The following is a 22,274-nucleotide window of genomic DNA, read 5'->3' as shown; positions in this document are numbered from 1 at the left end:
CGTTATTAAATCAATAGTTTGAAGTACTTATCCACAGAATGTATATTTATACACAAGCAAGTTATGCACACCCTGTGGATTTGTGGATAACCTGTGGATAAGTGCTGTGTATAACTTTTTTACTGAAAAATATTATCCACAGAGTTATCCACTGTTCTTGTGGAAAAGTGAGACGGAATGTGACTAACTTTACCACAGAAAATAATGCATTGCACTCCCCTATTTTCAGAAACATTTTAATAAACAAACTTGACAATAGATAGGAGAAACCACTATAATAGCAAGGACTGTCTGTAATGAATTTTTTTTAATAGACTTTCATGTAGTAGGAGGTGTATATAATGAAACGCACATACCAACCAAAAAACGTAAACACAGCAAAGTGCACGGATTCCGCGCACGTATGTCTACTAAAAACGGTCGCCGCGTATTAGCAGCTCGCCGTCGTAAAGGCCGTAAAGTTTTATCAGCATAAGTCCACTGACCAATTCAGTGGTCTTTTTTCTTTAAAGAGCTTGATCGAACAAGTTAAAAAGAGGAAGAAGATGAAAGGCGTTCCCAGTGGTCTGAATGGGAACGTCTTTCCGTACTATTACGACAAATTTCTTCTATATACAATAGAGGATAAAGCAGGTGCAAGAATGAAAAAAGAACGCAGAGTGAAGAAAAACGGCGATTTCCAAAAGGTGTTTAAAAAAGGGAAATCGTTCGCTAACCGTCAATTTGTTGTTTACTGTTTGGAAAAGCCACAGCAAACAGAATTTCGCATCGGGCTGTCAGTGAATAAAAAGCTAGGCAATGCCGTAGTGCGTAACCAAATCAAACGCCATATCCGTCAAGCGTTCCATGAACTGGATCAAGAATTGGCCCAGTCAATGGATTATGTCATTATCGCCAGAAAACCGGCGGCCACTATGGACTTTTTCGAAACAAAGAAAAGTCTGGAACATGTATTAAAAGTTGCGAAAGTTTTAAAAAGAACGGGTAGAGCAAAACACGTAAACCATGCTAAAATAAATTAAGATTTTCCCACAAAGTGGATAACTTTGTGGATAACTGGATGATGACCTGGAATTTAGGGGGGCTTTAACATGAAACAAGCAACTCAAATCGGCAAGACTGTGGATGAGGCAATCGACTTGGCGCTTAAAGAATTAAATTTAAGTTATGCACAGGTGGATATCTCAATCCTGCAACAACCGAAAAAAGGTTTTTTAGGACTTGGCGCGAAAAAAGCGCGTGTACTTGTCACTGAAAAAGAGTTATCCCCTACCCCAACTGTGGACAAACCACAGGATGTTGTGGAGAGTGTGGATAACCAGGCCGACATATCCACAGATATTGTGGATACAGTGGATAACTCAGTGGATAATGTGGATAACACTTCAGAAAAGTCTGAAAGTTTTCCACAACCAGTGGATAACTCGGTGGATAACTCACAACCAGCGCCAGAAATTATCGAAAAAACGCCAAAGCGCCGCGATAATTCTAAAACAATTGCTGCAGTACAAGAGTACTTATACACAGTAGCTGCTGGTATGGGCATCGATGATTTGACGATGGATGTGGAAGAAAAAAAAGGCAAACTGTTGTTAATTAATTTGAAAAGCGAAAAAGCAGCTCTATTAATTGGCAAGCGTGGACAAACATTAAATTCTTTACAACAATTAACGCAATTAGTCATTTATAAACACACAAATCATTTTCTTATGGTAGAATTGGATGTGGAAAATTATCGTAATCGCCGCGAAGAATCACTTGTTGATTTTGCGAATAATATGGCGGATAAAGCAGTGCGTACGCGCAAGGCAGTCGTGCTTGAACCTATGCCATCGGCGGAGCGAAAAGTCGTCCATCATGCGTTGTCAAAACGTTTGGACGTTGATACATTTTCAGAAGGCGAAAATAATCGCCGTCACTTAGTGATCGAACCAGTTTTATAACGTTTAATAAGGATTGTGAAAGAGTCCTTCTCATATTTTTGAGAAGGGCTTTTATTATTGTATGGAGGAAAATTTTTCCTTCAAACAGCTCGCTATAACGTGAGCGTAGAATATGTTAGAATCAACAGTTAGGAAATTACTTATTCACATGTGGATAACTATTTAGGAGGGAATCTTTTATGGAGTTTGATACAATTGCTGCGATTTCAACCCCTATGGGTGAAGGTGCGATTGCTATCGTACGCTTAAGTGGTGATGAGGCAGTTGCAATTGCCGATAAAATCTTTCATTCACCAAGTGGCAAAAAATTAGTGGACCAAGCGTCGCATACAATTCATTATGGCCATTTAAAGGAAGTCGACACAGGAGAAATCGTCGAGGAAGTGATGTTGTCATTAATGAAGGGTCCTAAAACATTTACGCGTGAAGATGTTGTCGAAATTAACTGTCACGGTGGGCTTGTAACAGTTAATCGCGTACTACAGTTAGTCCTTCGTAATGGTGCGCGCATGGCAGATCCAGGAGAATTTACGAAACGTGCCTTTTTAAATGGCCGTATTGACCTTTCTCAAGCAGAAGCTGTAATGGATTTAATTCGTGCAAAAACAGACCGCGCGATGAATGTCGCACTTGGTCAAATGGACGGTAAATTATCACGCTTAGTGAAATCACTCCGCCAAAAGATTTTAGAAGTTTTAGCTCAAGTTGAGGTAAATATCGACTACCCAGAGTATGACGACGTCGAAGAAGTGACGATTCCGTTAATGCTTGAAAACTGCGGTTGGGTAGAATCGGAAATTACGAAACTTTTAAATACATCTTCACAAGGTAAAATTTTACGTGAAGGTTTATCAACGGTCATTTTAGGCCGTCCAAATGTCGGTAAATCATCCCTTTTAAATAATTTAGTGCAAGAAAATAAAGCAATCGTGACAGATGTTGCGGGGACAACTCGTGATATTATTGAGGAATACGTCAATGTTCGCGGCGTACCACTTCGTCTTGTCGATACGGCTGGTATTCGTGAAACGGAAGATATCGTTGAACGAATCGGTGTAGAGCGTTCGCGTGAAGCACTGCGCGATGCCGATTTAACTTTATTGTTAATGAACTATAATGAAGTGCTATCTCCAGAGGATGAGCGCTTGTTTGAAACGGTACAAGATATGAACTATATCGTCGTCGTGAATAAAACAGACCTTGAACAAAATATTGATTTAGACCGTATTAAAGAACTCGCGGCCGGTCATGAAGTAATTACGACGTCGATTTTACAAGACGAGGGCATCGAGCAACTCGAGGAAGCCATCGCGCGTCTATTCTTCTCTGGTCAAGTGGAAGCGGAAGACCCAACTTATGTGTCAAATGCGCGCCACATCGCCCTACTTCACCAAGCGAAGGACCGCATTCGCGATGCCATCGATGCTGCTGAAGCAGGTGTTCCTGTGGATATGATTCAAATGGATTTAACACGCTCTTGGGAAATTCTCGGTGAAATTATTGGGGAAACAGTACAAGATGAATTAATCAATCAGCTGTTCTCTCAATTCTGTTTAGGTAAATAATAAATTCGAAAATAGAGAGGAAGTATATGAGTCATGCAAACTCATGAAGCAGGAACGTTTGATGTTATCGTTGTCGGTGCTGGTCACGCAGGTGTAGAATCTGCATACGCTTCAGCACGTATGGGCGCAAAAACATTAATGCTAACAATTAATTTAGATATGATCGCCTTTATGCCATGTAATCCATCTGTCGGGGGTCCTGCAAAAGGGATTGTCGTACGTGAAATCGATGCGATGGGCGGAGCGATGGGTAAAATCATCGATAAAACGCACATTCAAATGCGTATGCTAAACACTGGTAAAGGCCCTGCTGTGCGTGCATTACGTGCGCAAGCAGATAAATTCCAATACCAACACGCAATGAAACAGCTACTTGAACAACAAGATGATTTAATGATCCGCCAAGGTATGGTTGAGGAGTTAATGGTTGAAGATGGAAAAGTAGTCGGTGTCATTACGCAAACAGGTGACATTTACCGTGCGAAAACCGTCGTGATTACAACGGGTACATTCCTACGTGGTGAAATCATTATTGGGGATTTAAAATATTCTTCAGGTCCAAACAACCAACAACCATCAATCAAATTAGCCGACAACTTAAAAGAATTAGGCTTTGACTTAGTACGCTTTAAAACAGGTACACCACCTCGCGTCAATAGTAAAACGATTGATTACTCAAAAACAGAAATTCAACCAGGGGATCCAGAACCACGTGCATTCAGCTTTGAAACAACTGAATTCATTACAGACCAAATCCCTTGCTGGTTAACTTATACTAGCGAAGAAACACATAAAATCATTAACGATAACCTAGATCAATCACCAATGTATACAGGTGTGATTGTAGGTACAGGTCCTCGTTATTGCCCATCAATTGAAACAAAAATCGTTCGTTTTGCTGACAAACCTCGTCACCAACTATTCCTAGAACCAGAAGGTCGTAATACGGAAGAAGTTTATGTACAAGGGTTATCAACAAGCCTACCAGAGCACGTACAACGTAAAATGCTTGAATCAATTCCTGGCTTAGAAAAAGCAGAAATGATGCGTGCTGGTTACGCAATCGAGTACGATGCGATTGTACCGACTCAATTATGGCCAACACTTGAAACAAAACGTATCCAAAACTTATACACAGCTGGACAAATTAATGGTACTTCAGGTTATGAAGAAGCGGCTGGTCAAGGGATGATGGCTGGTATCAACGCAGCAGCTCGCGCCCTAGGTAAAGAGGAAATCATTTTAAACCGTTCAGAAGCATACATCGGTGTATTAATCGATGACCTTGTGACAAAAGGAACAAATGAACCTTACCGCCTACTAACTTCTCGCGCCGAGTACCGCCTATTATTACGTCATGATAATGCGGATATGCGTCTAACTGAAAAAGCGTATAAAGCGGGTCTTGTATCAGCAGAGCGCTTCGAAAAATTTGAAGCGAAAAAAGCGCTAGTAGATGCCGAAATAAAACGTTTACGCGAGTTTGGTATTAAACCACGTCTTGTAAACGAACAACTGACAGCACTAGGTAGTAGCCCATTAAAAGATGGTATTCACGGTACGGATTTATTAAAACGTCCTGAGCTTGATTATAGCTTCGTTGCAGAAGTAACAGATGCACCAGAGCTTGATGAAGAAGTAACTGAACAAGTTGAAATTCAAGTGAAATATGAAGGCTATATCGAAAAAGCAATGCAACAAGTAGAGAAAATGAAAAAAATGGAAACAAAACGTATTCCAGAAAACATTGACTACGATGCCATCAGCGGTATTGCTTCAGAAGCAAAAGAAAAATTAAAAGAAGTTCGCCCATTATCGGTTGCACAAGCATCTCGTATTTCAGGTGTAAACCCTGCCGATATTTCAATTTTACTTGTGTATATTGAACAAGGTAAAATCGCGAAAATTCATTAATCAACCAAAATAATCCACAGCCTGTGGATTATTTTGTGGATAAAAGGAGAAAACGATGAACGAACAGCAATTTTTCGATGCATTAAAAGAAAAAGGCATTGAGTTATCCACAGAACAACTTCAGCAGTTTAAAACATATTTCGAAACATTAGTAGAATGGAACGAAAAAATGAATCTAACTGCTATCACTGATTTAGAATCGGTTTATTTAAAACACTTTTATGATTCAATCAGCGCAGCATTCTACGTTGATTTCGCAAAAGTAACGACTCTTTGTGACGTTGGCGCTGGCGCTGGCTTCCCAAGTATCCCAATTAAAATTTGTTTCCCACATCTTCACATCACGATTGTGGATTCATTAAATAAACGTATCCAGTTCCTCAATCACCTAAGCAAAGAGCTAGGCTTATCTCATGTGAATTTTGTGCATTCACGCGCTGAAGATTTCGGTCGTAATCCACAATATCGCGAGCAATTTGACTTAGTGACAGCACGTGCCGTTGCGCGTATGTCTGTGCTATCAGAGCTTTGTGTACCACTTGTCAAAGAAGGCGGCCAATTTGTCGCAATGAAAGCTGCTAGTGGCGAAGATGAAGTGAAGGATGCGAAAAAAGCATTAACAACACTTGGTGTAAAACTTGATGAAGAGCATCATTTCTTATTACCAGTAGAAGAAAGTGATCGTGTGATTTTCACGTTTAATAAAGTGAAAGCAACACCGAAAAAGTACCCTCGTAAACCGGGTGTACCGAATAAATCACCTATTCAATAAGCCTTAAAAAGAATCGTACAATGGTACGATTCTTTTTTTGTGTGTTACGTCATGAAAACGAGCAAATGGGAGTCGGACTTTCTTTTTTCCACACTTAGTCATGTATTTTTGAGGGAAATTCACTATAATGGTAAGTAGCAAATATCGAAAAAGGTGGTGCTCGTAAATGAGAAGTGCTTTTTCACGATTTTTTGGTAGTAGCGACCAGACGCCAACTAAAAATCATGAATCAGTAGTACAGCTTCCAATGGATAAAATTCAACCGAATCGCTATCAACCGCGAACGATTTTTGATAGTGGCAAATTAGCAGAGCTTGCGCAAACAATTGAGTCCCATGGCGTGATTCAGCCGATTGTTGTGCGTGAGGTAGAGGACGGGATTTTTGAAATTATCGCAGGAGAGCGTCGTTATCGTGCGATGCAATCCTTAAATTGGACAGAGGCACCTGCAATTATTCGTGAAATGAGCGAACGTGAAACGGCATCGATTGCGTTGATTGAAAACTTACAGCGCGAAGAATTGACGGCGATTGAGGAGGCCCATGCATATCAATCATTACTTGAAATGCATGAGCTGACACAAGGTGCGCTTGCAGAAAAACTAGGAAAAGGTCAATCAACGATTGCGAATAAACTGCGCCTGTTGAAGTTGCCGCAGGAAATCCAAGACGCGATTTTAAATCGCCAAATTTCTGAGCGTCATGCACGCGCCCTTATTCCGTTGAAAGATGAAGCGCAGCGTCTACTACTTTTCAATGAAACATTAGAAAAAGATTATAATGTGCGTCAGTTGGAGCAACGTATTGAACAACTGACTAAAGCAGATAAAAAGCCGAAGAAAAAGCGTGTGCGTCGTATCGTTAATAAAGACGTACGCATCGCGCTTAATACGATTCGTGAATCGGTGTCGGTTATTCATGATAACGGCATTGCGATTGATACGCAGGAAGAAGAGAACGATGATTACTTCCAAGTAACGGTACGCATCGCGAAAAAGAAATCAAAATAACAACGTAGCGATGATGCCAGAAATGGTTTTGTCATCGCTATTTTTTTTGCGCATTTTTCTCCTGCATTCACGATAACCTCAGGAAGCGGGTTTTAGATACGACATATTTTTGGATATGCGTCAGAGCTATGTATATAGGGCTGTAAATCTAGTGATTATTTTGCCAGAACGCCCTTTTTCAAATATATTTATTAATTCTGTGGTGATAGTTACGATAACTTTGTACAGATGATGAATAAAAACGGGCAAAAAACACCCCATACGGGCCGATTTTGAACCCGTTTTGCGTTATTTCGGGAACCTTTTTGCCTTTGTAACATCAAATCGGAGTTTGTATTTGTCGCTTTTTATAAAAACTGAATAAATGACAGTGCAGCGCGATTGTACAAACTATTTGTGCAAAAAACACCCCTCGGAGAAGCCGAAAGGGCGATTTTTCACTTATTTTGGGGTAGTTGAGGACATATTTTATAATTAAAAATAGTAACGATATGAGGAAAAATAGTGAATAAAAATTTTCATTGACAGACTTTTGCGGGATACTTATTAATCTGTCCTTTTTTCGTAAGTGAAATGGCTTGCTTTGGCACTTATTTTAAACTATGTTGTAGTCAAAACACGCTTTCTAAGGTGAGGGGCTATTTCTGATAAACGATTTCGTGACATTTTTTATGTTCTGAAATAAGAAATTTTAGGATATCTGTTACACTAAAGGAAATGCATGAAAGGGGGAATCATTGTGGAGGAGACATTTATTGATGTAGCAGATGGCGATATTGTGGAAAATATAGCGGTGCGAAAAATCCGACCAAATCCGTTTCAGCCTCGTCGTATTTTTAATGAGGAGGCGCTTGAAGAATTATCACAATCGATTAAAGAGCACGGGATTTTGCAGCCGATTATCTTACGAAAAACCGGTAACTTCTATGAGATTGTTGCAGGGGAACGACGCTTTCGTGCAACGAAAAAAGCTTTGATTCCTGAAATTCCAGCGGTTGTGCGTAACTACGATGACCGCGAAATGATGGAGCTTGCGACGCTTGAAAATTTACAGCGTGAAGATTTGACGCCGATTGAAGAGGCGGAATCGTATCGTAAGCTGATGGATGCGCTAAATATGACGCAGGAAGTACTTGCAGAGAGACTCGGTAAGAGTCGTTCATACATTGCTAATCATGTGCGCCTATTAACGCTACCAGAGGATATTCAAAAGATGGTAGATCGCGGCGAATTGTCGATGGGGCATGGTCGCGCATTAATCGGTATTAAGCGAAAAAATATTATTCCGATTGTGGCGAAAAAAGTTGTCGACCAGCAGATGAATGTCCGTCAGCTAGAGAGTTATGTACATGCGCTAAATAAAGATGTTTCACGTGTAACTAAAAAGAAATCGGTTAAAAACTTGTACTTGGACGAGGCGGCGACAGAACTGCGCGATTATCTAGGTACAAGCGTATCGATTAAGTCATCAAAAAATAAAGGGAAAATTGAAATCGACTTTTTCTCAGACGAAGATTTGGAGCGTATTATCAATTTATTAAAAGAACGCGGGGAATAGAGAGTGATTTTACTAGGTTCATTAATTAATGGCGCACTCATTTTACTTGGAGGGTTTATTGGTCGTCTGCTGCAAAATATTCCAGATCGCGTCAAAGAGACGGTCATGCTTGTCATTGCACTAGCAATTGTTGTGCTTGGTGTGCAAATGGGGATTCAGAGCGATAATTTTATTATTGTCATGGTAAGTCTCGTGTTTGGGACCATTATCGGCGAGTTAATTGACATTGATGGAATGCTGAACCGACTTGGTCAATGGATGGAAGGCAAGCTCGATGGTGGTAAGCTATCAAATAAAGAGGCGAATAAAGGAAGTCTTGCGCAGGGCTTTGTGACAGGAACCTTGATTTTTGTTATTGGTTCGATGAGTATTATTGGAGCGCTTGATGGTGGTTTACGTAACGACCATTCAGTATTAATTACAAAGGGAATCATCGATGGTTTTACAGCGATGATATTAGCGTCAACAATGGGTGTTGGTGTGTTGATAGCGGCAATACCAACTGTGCTATATGAAGGGCTTATTGCGATTTTTGCAGGCTTCATTAGTGCATTTATTCCGCAGGAGGCACTTGATTTATTTTTAAAGCAATTAACAGCGACAGGTGGGATTATGATTGCGGCCATTGGATTGAATATGCTTGGCTTAACGAAAATACGCGTAGCGAATACGTTGCCGGCGATTCCAGTTGTGGCAATTATTGTCGCAATTATGTACGTTCTCTAAATTCCGCATAAAATCAATCGAAATTGCGACGTATTTTGACTATAATGAATGATAGACAAAACAGCTATTTACGTTTCGTAGATGGCTGTTTTCAATATGAAGAAGAGGAGACGACTTATGTTACAGAATGCATATGATACGGTGATGAATTATATCATCGATGAAAAAATGTGGATTACACTTGGCGTAAACTCGTTGAAAATTATTAGCATTATTCTTGGTGCGATGATTATCGTCCGTATTGCACGCGCTGCGATTACAAAAACGTTTACGATGCGTGTGAGTCTAACTGACAAGCTACAAGTTGGCGGCTATAAAACGTATAATGCAGATCGTCGTTATCGAACGGTACTTCGTCTATTGAAGAGTATTGTTGGGTATGTCGTGTACTTTATCGCAGGCGTGGCCTGTTTATCGGTTGTTGGCATTAACATCACCGGTTTAATTGCCGGTGCTGGGGTTGTTGGTTTAGCAATCGGTTTTGGTGCGCAAAGCTTAGTGAAAGATGTCATTACAGGATTTTTTATTATTTTCGAGGATCAATTTGGTGTAGGAGATTATATTCGTTTAACGAATATTGAAGGAACCGTACTTGAAATTGGTCTGCGTACGACGAAAATTAAAGGAGCGGGTGGCGAAATTAATATTGTGCCAAACGGTTCAATTACTGAAGTTATCAACTATTCGATTAATAACTCAACAGCAATTATCGATGTCAGTGTGGCGTATAGCTCAGACATTAATAAAGCTGAGGAGCTCATTATAGATTATTTACGTACATTACCTCAAAAGGATGAAAATATCGTTGGAGAACCGACACTTCTAGGTGTGCAAAGTGTCGTTGGCGCAGAAGTGGTTTTACGAATTTCTGTTGAAACATTGCCGATGCAGCATTTTGGTATCTCACGTATGATTCGCCGCGATGTGAAGGAGATGTTTGATGCAAATGGTATTGACATTCCGTATCCGAAAATGATGGTTTATGAGCGTGAAGCAACACCGATTTCAGAGGAGGGCGAAGAGTAGTGGAAGCGAAAACGTATAAGTTAAATGATGTCGTCGAAATGAAAAAGCAACATCCATGTGGCACAAATGCATGGAAAATTATTCGCTTAGGTGCAGATATCCGCATTAAATGTACAGGTTGCCAGCATAGTGTGCTGATTCCTCGTCGCGAGTTTGAGAAGAAATTAAAAAAAGTGCTTATTGAGGCACCAGAACAATAATAGACTTTTACGTGCTGAAAAATTATAATAGACAGGTTAAACACGTAGGAACAATTTGAAAGGTTGTGGATGAACATGGCTTTAACAGCCGGTATCGTAGGTTTACCTAACGTAGGGAAATCAACATTATTTAACGCAATTACAAAAGCAGGCGCGCTTGCAGCGAACTATCCGTTTGCAACAATCGACCCAAACGTAGGAATCGTAGAAGTGCCAGATGCTCGTTTAGATAAATTAACTGAATTAGTAGAACCAAAGAAAACAGTGGCAACTTCATTTGAATTCACTGACATCGCTGGTATTGTACAAGGTGCTAGCCAAGGTGAAGGTTTAGGGAATAAATTCTTATCTCATATTCGTGAAGTAGATGCGATTACACAAGTTGTACGTTGCTTCGAAGATGAAAACATCACACATGTTGCAGGTAAAGTAGACCCACTTAGCGACATCGAAGTAATCAACTTAGAATTAATTCTTGCCGATTTAGAATCAGTTGACAAACGCTATGCGAAAGTAAGTAAATTAGCGAAACAAAAAGATAAAGAGTCAATGGAAGAAGCAGCTGTGCTTGAAAAAGTAAAAGAAGCATTCGCAAACGAAATGCCAGCTCGCTCAGTTGACCTAAGTGATGAAGAGAAAAAAATCATCAAAGGCTTAAGTCTATTAACGCTAAAACCAGCATTATACGTAGCAAATGTTGCAGAAGATGAAGTAGCAGACGCTGACAACAATAAGTACGTGCAACAAGTACGTGACTACGCTGCAAAAGAAGGCGCTGAAGTAATCGTTGTTTGTGCGAAGATTGAAGAAGAAATCGCGCAATTAGATGACGATGAAAAAGCAATGTTCTTAGAAGAGCTTGGTATCGAAGAATCAGGTTTAGATAAATTAATCAAAGCGGCATACAGCCTACTTGGTTTAGCTACTTACTTCACTGCAGGTGTACAAGAAGTACGCGCATGGACATTCCGTAAAGGCATGAAAGCACCACAATGTGCCGGCGTTATCCACTCTGATTTCGAACGCGGGTTCATCCGTGCCGAAACGATTTCATTTGAGGACCTAGTTGCTTACGGTTCAAAACCAGCCGCAAAAGAAGCGGGTCGCCTTCGTCTTGAAGGGAAAGAATACGTTGTACAAGATGGCGACGTAATGGAATTCTTATTTAACGTTTAATCAAAAAAGGACACGGCCTTAGCTGGCGGTGTCCTCTTTTTTTTCGACTGGATGAAGTGTATATAGATGGAGCCGTGGAAATTTCTCATCATCTTTTACAAGGCAGTTTTTCGGATATTTTAACAGTCCGGCATACATCGCAAAGTCACCCACTGCGCCAGCGATTAGCCAAGCACCTGCTAGCACGAGCATCTGACTTTGAAGCCAGAAGCCTAAAATGACGGGTACGACCCCCGTTAGCCAAAATGGGAGTAACAGCGCCTTTCGCATCACAGCGTTTGGAAGTAACTCCGTCGTTGTGGCATAGGCAATGCCCATTTTTAAATTAACGCCGTATTTAAGCGATGATAAGGGCACACGTCCAAAGAGTACAAAGCCGATGAGATGGCAGATCTCATGGAGCACAATTAAGAGCATATAGAGTCCAGCAAATAATAAAAGATCGACTAAAAAGCGCCATGATTCAAAATGATTGGTAAAACCAAAAAAGTAGACATAGATGCCAACTAAAATGACCGATGCACCGATTGTGACCCATAAATTTTGCTTGCCTACTTCGTGCATATCTAGCTCGATAACAGCGAATTTTACTGGTTCTCGCATGACCCCACCTCCTAACCTTTAGTATTGCAAAACGTTCATAAAATAGCGAATAATAATCGTTGCGAACAAAAGTCGAATATGGTAGTATTTAAAGATGTGAGTAGTACACGTTACTAACTCTCCTTGCCTATCTACGGTAGGTAGGCCAAAGACCATGAGGAGGTGCAAATACAAATGCGCAAATACGAATTAATGTACATCATTCGTCCAAACATCGAAGAAGAAGCTAAAAAAGCTCTAGTTGAACGTTTCAACGAAATCTTAACTTCTAACGGTGCTGAATTAGTTGAATCTAAAGATTGGGGCAAACGTCGTCTTGCTTACGAAATCAATGACTTCCGTGAAGGTTTCTACCAAATCATGAAAGTTAATGCTCCAACTGAAGCTATCAACGAATACACTCGTCTAGCTAACATCAGCGAAGACATCATCCGTCACATCGCTGTACGCGAAGAAGAAAAATAATCAGTTATAATATATAAAGTAAGGAGGTTGTATTCTGATGATTAACAATGTCGTATTAGTCGGTCGCTTAACAAAAGACCCTGAACTTCGCCAGACACAATCTGGTGTTGCTGTAGCTCGTTTCACACTTGCTGTAAACCGTCCTTTTTCTAGCCAAAATGGTGAAAAACAAGCGGACTTCATTAGCATCGTTGTTTGGCGCAAACAAGCGGAAAACTGTGCACAATTCCTGCACAAAGGAAGCTTAGCGGGCGTTCAAGGACGTATCCAAACAGGTAGCTATGAAGGCCAAGACGGTAAACGTGTCTACACGACAGAGGTGATCGCTGATAACGTTCAGTTCCTAGAACCGAAAAACGCTAACAGCAATTATCAACAAGGTCAAGGTGGTTTCCAACAACAAGGTGGATACCAACAACAGCCTTATAATGGCGGCAATCAAAACCAATTTGGTGGCAACCAGTTCGGTAATTCTCAACAAGGCGGTTATCAACAACCATCTTATCAACAGAATCAGCCAACTAATCAAAACTACACAAACATGAATGAGGATCCTTTTGCAACACCAACTGACAACAAAAAAGTTGATGTGTCTGAAGACGATCTTCCATTCTAATTTTAAGAAGGAGGGAAATTGAACATGGCACCACGTCGAGGAGGCCGCAAACGCCGTAAAGTTTGTTATTTCACATCTAATAACATCAAACACATCGATTATAAAGATGTTGATTTATTAAAAAAATTCATCTCAGAACGAGGCAAAATCTTACCACGTCGCGTAACTGGTACTAGCGCTAAATACCAACGTAAATTAACTCTAGCTATCAAAACTGCACGTGTAATGGCTTTACTTCCATTCGTAGCTGAAGAAAAATAAGACACTGTTCTTAGAGAGACTAGGCATTCGCTTGGTCTCTTTTCTTATGCTCTTTTTTAAAGAAATAAGGTGTAATTTTACTTCCTATCGTACGATTTTAGGGACCAATGACCTCTGTCGTTTTTTTGTTAGGTACTATGAAACATGGTACAATGGGAAGATGAAATATTAAAAGTTTCTCTTAAAAAAGGAAGGTACAACATGCCAGAAAATCGTACGCGTCGCCTTACACATGGCGCGATGATGGTCGCTATTTTTACGGTGCTTCTTGCGGTATCTACATATATTCCGCTTACATCGATATTGATTACTTGGGCGCTACCATTACCAATTGCTTGGTATAGCGCAAAGTATAATATGAGCTCATCAGTTGCTGTAACAATTGCTGGGATTATGTTGTCATTTATCGTTGGAGGCGGCTTTTTAGCGCTACCAGTAGCCTTTATGTATGCTGTGATTGGCCTCGTGCTTGGGACGATGCTTCGTCTAAAGAAAAACAAGGCGACTATCTTTTTAGCAACCAGTGGCGCGATTCTTGCAACATTCGCCATCGTTTATTTTGCTTTTGTAAAAATCTTAAATATTAATATTATCCAGCAAACACTCGACCTCTCGATGCAATCATTTGATACATCACGTAAAATGATGGAGGCGTCGAATGTGCCTGCTGACCAGTTGGCAAGCTTTGAAAAACAGCTTGAGTTAATGGAGAAGACAGCTACGTATTTAGTACCTTCTCTACTCGTATTTGCGGTCCTTGGCATCGCATTTATTATTCTTGCAGTGAATTTGCCGCTGTTAAAACGTTTAAAACTAGAGGTGCCAAAATTTAAACCGTTTCGTTATATGCAGTTACCACGTTCGATTCTTTGGTATTACTTCATCGTTCTTATTATTTCGTTGTTTGTAAGACCAGAAGAGGGTACATATCTTTATGTGGCAATTTTAAACTTATCCTCTATTTTGACAATGCTATTGGCACTACAAGGCTTGTCACTGATTCACTTTTTCATTTTGGAAAAGGGAATGCCAAAAGGTGTGGTAGTGATCGCAACAATTATTGCGCTGCCGTTTTTACAGTTTGTTTCACTAATTGGCTTAGTGGATTTAGGATTTAATGTTCGTGGATTTATCACTGGTGAGACAAAGAAATAGGAGTTGATTTTTTGGATACTCTATTTAGAAAAAGGCCGGTTCGATATCCGCTCATCATCTTGTCATTGCTTGCGGTCATTAGCATCGTTGTTATCGTCATGAAATTCCCGATAATAGGTGCCATTTATGGAGTCGTTATTATTGTCGTACTAGCGATTGCATTTAAAGCTGAAAGTGAAGCATATGAGCAAACAGAGAAGCATATCGAACTCTTATCCTACAGACTAAAGGAAGTCGGGGAAGAGGCATTATTAGAAATGCCACTTGGGGTGTTATTAATAAATGATAATTTCCAGGTGGAATGGGCAAACCCATTTATGAAGCGTGTCATGCAGGTAGATACACTTGTAGGAATCGATTTACTAGAGATTTCTGAGGAACTACAGGCACTTGTAAAGCATGCGGATTTAAATGAAACGACGGTTACAATTAAAAATCGTCAGTATCAAACACTTTATAAACGCAATGAAAAGCTCTTATACTTCTTTGATATTACAGAGCAAGTTGAAATTGAAGAACTGTATTATGATGATCGGACGGTTATCGGGATTTTATTTATTGATAACTACGATGATATTACTGAAAATATGGACGATCAGCATAAGAGTCAAACGAATGCGCTTGTGACATCGCTTGTGAATCGCTGGGGAAATGCACATGATATTTACATTAAACGTATTTCCACAGATCGCTTTATTGCGATTATGAATGAGTCGATTTTACAACAGCTTGAGAAAAAGAAATTTGCGATTTTGGATGACATTCGCGAAGAAACAGCGCAGCAAAGTCTACCACTAACGCTAAGTATTGGTATCGGTGCGGGTTCGCCCTCTCTATCAGAGCTTGGTGAGCTTGCGCAGTCGAGTCTTGATTTAGTACTTGGGCGAGGTGGGGACCAGGTGGCGATTAAGCAGCCTGATGGTAAGGTGAAATTTTACGGCGGGAAAACAAACCCGGTTGAAAAACGTACGCGTGTGCGTGCACGTGTCATTTCCCATGCGCTACGTGATTTAATCCAAGATAGTGACCAAGTGTTTGTTATGGGACATAAAATGCCGGATATGGACGCGATTGGTGCGGCCATTGGTGTGCGTAAAATGGCCGATATGAATAATATAAACGGCTATGTGGTCATTGATTTTGATAATATCGACAACAGTACAACACGTCTGATGCGTGTCATTAAGGAAAAATCGGATTTATTCGATAAATTCTTAACGCCAGAGCAGGCGATGGAGCGTATGACGGAGAAATCATTATTAGTCATTGTCGATACGCATAAGCCGTCGATGACGATTGATGAGCGCTTATTAGAGCGTACCGATAAAGTCGTCGTTATCGACCATCACCGACGTGGTGAGGAGTTCGTTAATAGACCGATGCTTGTTTATATGGAGCCATATGCTTCATCAACAGCGGAACTTGTGACCGAATTACTCGAATATCAGCCAAAAAATGATAAACTAACTATGTTGGAAGCAACATCTCTTCTTGCGGGAATCATCGTTGATACGAAAAGCTTTACGCTTCGTACAGGGGCGCGTACATTTGAGGCTGCATCTTACCTTCGTACAAACGGCGCAGATACTGTGCTCGTGCAGAACTTACTGAAGGAAGATATGGATACGTATATTATGCGTTCAAAAATTGTCGAAACGGCAGAGATTTATCACAAGACGATTGCTATTGCTCGTGGGCAAGGGACAAAAGTATATAACTCAGTATTGATTGCACAAACAGCGGATATTTTATTGTCGATGCAAGGCATTTCCGCATCCTTTGTTGTCGCGCATCGTGCAGATGGCCGTATCGGTATTTCTGCACGTTCATTAGGGGATATTAATGTACAACTCGTAATGGAAGAGCTTGGCGGCGGTGGGCATTTAACGAACGCCGCAAGTCAGCTTGAAGCGGATACAATTGAAGAGGCAATGACACGCTTAAAAACAGCAATCGATCATGTAATAGAAGGGAGCTCGGAATAATGAAAGTTATTTTCTTAGAAGACGTAAAAGGTAAAGGTAAAAAAGGTGAAGTGAAAGAAGTATCGGATGGATACGCACGTAACGTTTTACTAAAACAAAAAAAAGCAGTTGAAGCAACAAGTGCTGAAATGGCGAAATTACGCGCTAACAATAAACGCGCTGAAGAAAACGCTGCACAAGAGCTTGAAGATGCAAAACAATTAAAAGAAACATTAGAAAAATTAACAATTGAATTAACAGCGAAACCAGGGAAAGATGGTCGCTTATTCGGTTCAATTACATCAAAACAAATTGCTGAACAACTGCAAAAAGATCACGGCATCAAAATCGATAAACGTAAAATGGATTTAAAAGATGCTATCCGTACATTAGGTGTAACGAAAGTGAACGTAAAATTACACCATGAAGTAACGGCTGTTCTTAAAGTACATGTTGCAGAAGAAGCGTAAGAAAGGGAGACGCGTATGAACGAAATGGACCGCGTCATGCCTCACAATGAGGAGGCGGAGCAATCTGTTATCGGTGCTATTTTCTTAGAGCCACAAGCACTTGTGACTGCATCGGAGGTATTGGTGCCAGAGGATTTCTATAATGCTGCACATAAGCTCATCTTTGAAACGATGCTCACATTGAACGACCAACGTACAGCGATTGATACAGTGACGGTAGCAGAAGAGCTATCGAACAAAAATATGCTGGATGATGTCGGTGGTATCATGTACATTACGGAAATTGCGAGTGCGGTACCAACTGCAGCAAACGTCGCGTTTTACGCAAGCATTGTTGCGGAAAAATCGGTACTACGTCGCTTAATTCGTACCGCTACAAAAATCGTTGAAGATGGCTATACGCGTGAGGATGAAGTCACTGAGCTTTTAGGCGAAGCGGAGAAGCAAATCATGGAAGTGGCGAGCCGTAAAAACTCGTCTGACTTCAAGCACATCAAGGGTGTTCTTGTAGAAACGTATGACCATGTGGAGCAACTTCAAAACCGCCAAGGAGATATCACAGGGATTCCAACAGGCTTCCGAGATTTAGATAAGTTAACGGCAGGATTTCAGCGTGGCGATTTAATTATCGTTGCGGCACGTCCATCGGTAGGTAAAACGGCGTTTGCGCTAAATGTAGCACAGGCGGTTGGTACAAAAACCGATGAAAATGTCGCCATCTTCTCACTAGAGATGGGTGCAGAACAACTTGTTATGCGTATGCTTTGTGCAGAAGGAAATATTGATGCACAGGTGCTGCGTACGGGTGCACTAACGACAGAAGACTGGGGTAAATTGACGCTTGCGATGGGTGCACTATCGCGTGCGGGCATTTACATTGATGATGCGGCTGGCATTCGTATAAATGATATACGAGCAAAATGTCGTCGTCTGAAACAAGAGCATGGCCTTGGCATGATTTTGATTGATTATCTTCAATTGATTCAAGGACCCGGAAAAGCCGGTCAAAACCGTCAACAAGAAGTATCGGATATTTCACGTTCATTAAAAGGGCTTGCCCGTGAATTAGAAGTTCCTGTAATCGCGCTATCTCAGTTATCTCGTGGTGTTGAGCAACGTCAAGACAAGCGCCCGATGATGAGTGATTTACGTGAATCAGGTTCGATCGAGCAAGATGCCGATATCGTAGCCTTCCTATATCGTGAAGACTACTATGATAAAGAAACTGAAGATGCTAATACAATTGAAATTATTGTAGCAAAACAACGTAACGGTCCAACCGATACGGTAAAACTGGCATTTAAAAAAGAATATAATAAGTTTGTCAGTGTGGATTGGTCTCAACAGATGCCACCGTCAAGCTATTAATTTTCTCAAAACACGAACAATGATGTCTGACCTTGGCATCACGTTCGTGTTTTTTCGCATTTTTGGTTGACTATTATCGATTTGGTTGATACAATAAGTCTGTTTGAATCAGGGCATACATAATTTGCCTGACGGAGGTGCTGATTAAATGACATCAGTTGTAGTAGTAGGAACACAATGGGGAGACGAAGGTAAAGGTAAAATTACTGATTTCCTATCTAAACAAGCAGACGCGATTGCCCGTTACTCAGGTGGCGACAACGCAGGACACACAATTCAATTCGAAGGCGAAACGTATAAATTACACTTGATTCCATCAGGTATTTTCTATAGCGACAAAACGTCAGTAATGGGTAACGGTATGGTTATCAACCCACAATCTTTAGTTAAAGAATTGACTGGTCTTCAAGACCGCGGTATCGATACTTCTAACTTACGTATCTCTAACCGTGCTCACGTAATTCTTCCTTACCACGTGTACCAAGATAAAGTGGATGAAGAATCACGCGGCGACGCTAAAATTGGTACGACTTGTAAAGGTATCGGACCATGTTACACAGACAAAGTACAACGTATGGGTATCCGTGTAGCTGATCTTTTAGATAAAGAAGTATTTGAACAAAAACTTCGCTCTAACCTAGAAATGAAAAACCGTCTATTCACGAAATTCTACGAAGTAGAACCTTTAAACTTCGATGATATGTTCGAACAGTTCTACGAATATGGCCAACAAATCGCGAAATACGTAACGGATACTTCTAAAGTATTAAACGACGTAATCGATTCAGAAGGCAAAGTATTATTTGAAGGCGCTCAAGGCGTATTATTAGACGTTGACCATGGTACGTACCCATACGTAACATCTTCTAACCCTGTAGCGGGTGGTGTTACAACTGGTACTGGTATCGGACCTTCTGCTGTAACACGCGTAATCGGCGTTTCAAAAGCGTACACTTCTCGTGTAGGTGATGGTCCATTCCCTACTGAATTATTTGACGAAGTAGGTCACCAAATCCGTGAAGTAGGCCGTGAATACGGTACAACTACGGGCCGTCCACGTCGTGTAGGTTGGTTTGACTCAGTAGTCGTACGTCACTCTCGTCGTGTATCTGGTATTACAGACTTAGCACTTAACTCAATTGACGTATTAACAGGTTTAGATACAGTTAAAATCTGTGTAGCATATGATTACAATGGTGAACGCATCACTGAATATCCTGCAAACAACCACATCATCGAAGATTGTAAACCAATCTACGAAGAACTTCCTGGTTGGGAAGAGGATATCACAGGCGTACGCCGTCTAGAAGACCTTCCAGAAAACGCACAAAACTATGTGAAACGTGTAAGCGAATTAACTGGTATTAGCATTGCGACTTTCTCTGTAGGTCCAGACCGTGACCAAACAAATGTATTAGTAGACGTTTGGGATAACTAATCCATTTAAGCATTGCAATTGTTTAAATTTTCCTCTATCATCGATAATAGAAGTAAGAAATGAAATACGGTACTATTGCTCCCTATCTTTTAGATAGTGAAGCGTTTCAATAACGTACAAAATAATTGCAGAAAAGGCATCCGCTCGGCAAAGGCGGGTGTCTTTTTATTTCATCAAAAAAGAGGTCAGGAGTAATCCCTGGCCTCTTGCATTTTAGTGAATGTTTTTCTTTTTAAAGCGACCGCCGCGCACTTCGGCGATATTGCCAATTGCAAGGAAGGCAGTCGGATCCTTCTCTTCAACAATCGAGATGAGCTTTGACTCCTCAAGACGTGTGACAACGGTGAAGATGACATTTTTCGGGTCTCCCGTATAGCCACCAGCACCATTTAAAAACGTTACACCACGTCCTAGACGATTCATAATAGCAGAGCCGATTTCCTCGTATTCGTCGCTAATAATGTAAATCGCCTTGGACTCTTCAAGCCCTTCAATAACAATATCAATCGTCTTATAGGCGATAAAATAAGCGAGCATTGAATACATCGTTTGCTCCCAATTAAAGACAAAGCCGGCGACGATGAAAATGAGAATATTAAAGAACATAATGATTTCTCCAACAGAAAAAGGCAACTTTCGGTTGAATAAAATCGCCATAATCTCTGTACCGTCGAGTGAGCCGCCGTAGCGAATGACGATACCGACACCTGTACCGAGAATGACGCCACCAAAGACGGTACTAAGCAGCAGGTCATCTGTAAAGGCCGCAACAGGGTGCAGCATGATTGTCGCAATCGATAGCACCGTAATACCGAGTGCTGTCGATAATGCGAATGTTTTACCGATTTGCTTGTAGCCAATAAAGAAAAAAGGAATATTCAAAATAAAAATAAAGACGCCTAATGGAATGCCAAAAAGATGTGAGGCAATGATTGAAATGCCGACAATACCACCATCTAAAATTTTATTCGGTACGAGAAATTGTTCGAGGCCAAGTGCCATAATAATGGCACCGATAATGACCATGATAATGCGCATGAAGACTCGAGACTTTGGTACGGGTTTCGAGAGAGGCTGCGCATGCTTAAGCGGATTGTCCATAAGTACCTCCTCATCTTTAATAACTACCTGTCTTTATTTTATTATAAAATTGTCATGTTTGTCTTTAATTGGAAGGTTATTTTTCAAGTTCGTTACAAGTGTGTAAAATCAGTAAACTAGCTAGTTCTTTTATGATACGTTAAAATAAGGGAATGGGAATCTTTAGATATCCCTAGTAAATAACGTCAAAAATATATTGATATAGATTATATTTCGAAAGGAAGAAACAGTTTGGAAAAAACAATTTTAGTTGTAGATGATGAAAAACCGATTGCAGATATTCTGCAGTTTAACTTAATTAAAGAGGGCTACAAAGTAGTTTGTGCATATGATGGTGAGGAAGCACTCGAGAAGGTAGAGGAAGTTCAACCGGATTTAATGCTGTTAGATATTATGCTACCAAAGCGCGATGGGATGGAAGTATGTCGTGAAGTACGTAAAAAATACGATATTCCAATCATTATGCTAACAGCGAAGGATTCAGAAATCGATAAAGTATTAGGCCTTGAATTAGGTGCAGATGACTATGTCACAAAACCATTTAGTACACGTGAATTAATCGCGCGTGTAAAAGCCAATATGCGTCGTCACCAAGCCGTGGCGCAGCCAGAGGAAGAAGTTGAAGAAAACAATGACATTGTTGTTGGTTCATTAACCATTCAACCAGATGCCTACTTAGTGCTAAAACGCGACCAAACAATTGAATTAACACACCGTGAATTTGAATTACTGCATTACTTAGCGCGTCATATCGGTCAAGTGATGACACGTGAGCATTTACTACAAACTGTGTGGGGCTATGATTACTTCGGTGATGTCCGTACAGTCGACGTAACGATTCGTCGTCTACGTGAAAAAATCGAGGACAACCCAAGTCATCCTGCATGGATTGTGACACGTCGTGGTGTCGGTTACTATTTAAGAAACCCTGAACAGGAGTAGGA

At 40.6% G+C, this 22,274-nt stretch carries 22 protein-coding genes and 1 pseudogene; 21 read left to right on the top strand and 2 right to left on the bottom strand.

Going from position 1 to position 22,274, the window contains the following annotated elements:
* Positions 1–341: 341 nt before the first annotated feature.
* The 12 genes and pseudogenes from rpmH to ychF all read left to right on the top strand — a co-directional run bounded on the left by rpmH (position 342) and on the right by ychF (position 11,889).
* Positions 342–475: pseudogene (gene rpmH / locus KTHG_RS19230) on the top strand (50S ribosomal protein L34).
* 166 nt (positions 476–641) lie between these two features.
* Positions 642–1,022: a ribonuclease P protein component gene (gene rnpA / locus KTHG_RS19225; RefSeq protein ID WP_139995953.1), complete on the top strand. Its 381-nt coding sequence runs from the start codon at positions 642–644 to the stop codon at positions 1,020–1,022.
* Positions 1,023–1,091: 69 nt separating this feature from the next.
* A complete protein-coding gene (jag, locus tag KTHG_RS19220) occupies positions 1,092–1,943 on the top strand; it encodes an RNA-binding cell elongation regulator Jag/EloR (RefSeq protein ID WP_126989928.1) in 852 nt (283 codons plus the stop codon).
* Between the two features lie 179 nt (positions 1,944–2,122).
* Positions 2,123–3,508, top strand: coding sequence for a tRNA uridine-5-carboxymethylaminomethyl(34) synthesis GTPase MnmE (gene mnmE, locus KTHG_RS19215; protein ID WP_126989929.1), 1,386 nt, complete (start codon positions 2,123–2,125; stop codon positions 3,506–3,508).
* A gap of 33 nt (positions 3,509–3,541) precedes the next feature.
* Positions 3,542–5,422: a tRNA uridine-5-carboxymethylaminomethyl(34) synthesis enzyme MnmG gene (mnmG, locus tag KTHG_RS19210; RefSeq protein WP_126989930.1), complete on the top strand. Its 1,881-nt coding sequence runs from the start codon at positions 3,542–3,544 to the stop codon at positions 5,420–5,422.
* A gap of 55 nt (positions 5,423–5,477) precedes the next feature.
* The gene (rsmG, locus tag KTHG_RS19205; RefSeq protein WP_126989931.1) at positions 5,478–6,194 is read left to right on the top strand and encodes a 16S rRNA (guanine(527)-N(7))-methyltransferase RsmG; all 717 of its coding nucleotides are present in this window, start codon (positions 5,478–5,480) and stop codon (positions 6,192–6,194) included.
* A gap of 166 nt (positions 6,195–6,360) precedes the next feature.
* Positions 6,361–7,203 carry a nucleoid occlusion protein gene (gene noc, locus KTHG_RS19200; RefSeq protein ID WP_139995951.1) on the top strand — a complete coding sequence of 281 codons (843 nt, stop codon included), beginning with the start codon at positions 6,361–6,363 and terminating at the stop codon, positions 7,201–7,203.
* 721 nt (positions 7,204–7,924) lie between these two features.
* Positions 7,925–8,761, top strand: coding sequence for a ParB/RepB/Spo0J family partition protein (locus tag KTHG_RS19195; RefSeq protein ID WP_139995949.1), 837 nt, complete (start codon positions 7,925–7,927; stop codon positions 8,759–8,761).
* Positions 8,762–8,764: 3 nt separating this feature from the next.
* Positions 8,765–9,487 (top strand): DUF554 domain-containing protein, encoded by a 723-nt coding sequence (locus tag KTHG_RS19190; protein ID WP_126989934.1) that lies wholly within the window; start codon positions 8,765–8,767, stop codon positions 9,485–9,487.
* A 117-nt stretch (positions 9,488–9,604) separates the two neighbouring features.
* Positions 9,605–10,513 (top strand): mechanosensitive ion channel family protein, encoded by a 909-nt coding sequence (locus KTHG_RS19185; protein WP_139995947.1) that lies wholly within the window; start codon positions 9,605–9,607, stop codon positions 10,511–10,513.
* Complete coding sequence (locus KTHG_RS19180) at positions 10,513–10,713, top strand: DUF951 domain-containing protein (protein WP_126989936.1); 201 nt, start codon at positions 10,513–10,515, stop codon at positions 10,711–10,713. The genes KTHG_RS19185 and KTHG_RS19180 overlap by 1 nt, the downstream gene beginning before the upstream one ends.
* A gap of 75 nt (positions 10,714–10,788) precedes the next feature.
* A complete protein-coding gene (gene ychF / locus KTHG_RS19175; protein WP_126989937.1) occupies positions 10,789–11,889 on the top strand; it encodes a redox-regulated ATPase YchF in 1,101 nt (366 codons plus the stop codon).
* Between the two features lie 18 nt (positions 11,890–11,907).
* Here the strand turns inward: ychF and KTHG_RS19170 are convergent, their stop codons facing one another.
* On the bottom strand, positions 11,908–12,492 hold the full coding sequence (locus KTHG_RS19170) for a DUF3267 domain-containing protein (protein ID WP_139995945.1): 585 nt from the start codon (positions 12,490–12,492) through the stop codon (positions 11,908–11,910).
* Positions 12,493–12,666: 174 nt separating this feature from the next.
* Between KTHG_RS19170 and rpsF the strand changes: the two genes are divergently transcribed.
* From rpsF to KTHG_RS19130, 8 genes are all read left to right on the top strand, one after another.
* On the top strand, positions 12,667–12,957 hold the full coding sequence (rpsF, locus tag KTHG_RS19165) for a 30S ribosomal protein S6 (RefSeq protein ID WP_126989939.1): 291 nt from the start codon (positions 12,667–12,669) through the stop codon (positions 12,955–12,957).
* Positions 12,958–12,994: 37 nt separating this feature from the next.
* Complete coding sequence (locus KTHG_RS19160; protein WP_126989940.1) at positions 12,995–13,573, top strand: single-stranded DNA-binding protein; 579 nt, start codon at positions 12,995–12,997, stop codon at positions 13,571–13,573.
* A 24-nt stretch (positions 13,574–13,597) separates the two neighbouring features.
* Entirely contained in the window at positions 13,598–13,834 is a 237-nt protein-coding gene (rpsR, locus tag KTHG_RS19155) for a 30S ribosomal protein S18 (RefSeq protein ID WP_126989941.1), read from the top strand.
* A gap of 201 nt (positions 13,835–14,035) precedes the next feature.
* A complete protein-coding gene (locus KTHG_RS19150; protein ID WP_139995943.1) occupies positions 14,036–14,989 on the top strand; it encodes a YybS family protein in 954 nt (317 codons plus the stop codon).
* Between the two features lie 11 nt (positions 14,990–15,000).
* A complete protein-coding gene (locus KTHG_RS19145) occupies positions 15,001–16,974 on the top strand; it encodes a DHH family phosphoesterase (protein ID WP_126989943.1) in 1,974 nt (657 codons plus the stop codon).
* The gene (rplI, locus tag KTHG_RS19140) at positions 16,974–17,423 is read left to right on the top strand and encodes a 50S ribosomal protein L9 (protein ID WP_139995941.1); all 450 of its coding nucleotides are present in this window, start codon (positions 16,974–16,976) and stop codon (positions 17,421–17,423) included. The genes KTHG_RS19145 and rplI overlap by 1 nt, the downstream gene beginning before the upstream one ends.
* Before the next feature lie 15 nt (positions 17,424–17,438).
* Entirely contained in the window at positions 17,439–18,791 is a 1,353-nt protein-coding gene (dnaB, locus tag KTHG_RS19135; protein WP_126989945.1) for a replicative DNA helicase, read from the top strand.
* A 148-nt stretch (positions 18,792–18,939) separates the two neighbouring features.
* Positions 18,940–20,229, top strand: coding sequence for an adenylosuccinate synthase (locus KTHG_RS19130; protein WP_126989946.1), 1,290 nt, complete (start codon positions 18,940–18,942; stop codon positions 20,227–20,229).
* Positions 20,230–20,442: 213 nt separating this feature from the next.
* Here the strand turns inward: KTHG_RS19130 and KTHG_RS19125 are convergent, their stop codons facing one another.
* Positions 20,443–21,267: a YitT family protein gene (locus KTHG_RS19125; protein ID WP_370362827.1), complete on the bottom strand. Its 825-nt coding sequence runs from the start codon at positions 21,265–21,267 to the stop codon at positions 20,443–20,445.
* 294 nt (positions 21,268–21,561) lie between these two features.
* On the opposite strand from KTHG_RS19125, the gene yycF reads away from it, so the two are divergent.
* On the top strand, positions 21,562–22,272 hold the full coding sequence (gene yycF, locus KTHG_RS19120) for a response regulator YycF (protein WP_126989948.1): 711 nt from the start codon (positions 21,562–21,564) through the stop codon (positions 22,270–22,272).
* Positions 22,273–22,274: the final 2 nt, after the last annotated feature.

Origin of the sequence: Kurthia sp. Dielmo (genome assembly GCF_000307285.2) — a bacterium.
GTDB classification, from domain to species: domain Bacteria; phylum Bacillota; class Bacilli; order Bacillales_A; family Planococcaceae; genus Kurthia; species Kurthia populi.
Note: the sequence above shows the minus strand (reverse complement) of the source record. Positions and strands in the feature narration are given on the sequence as shown.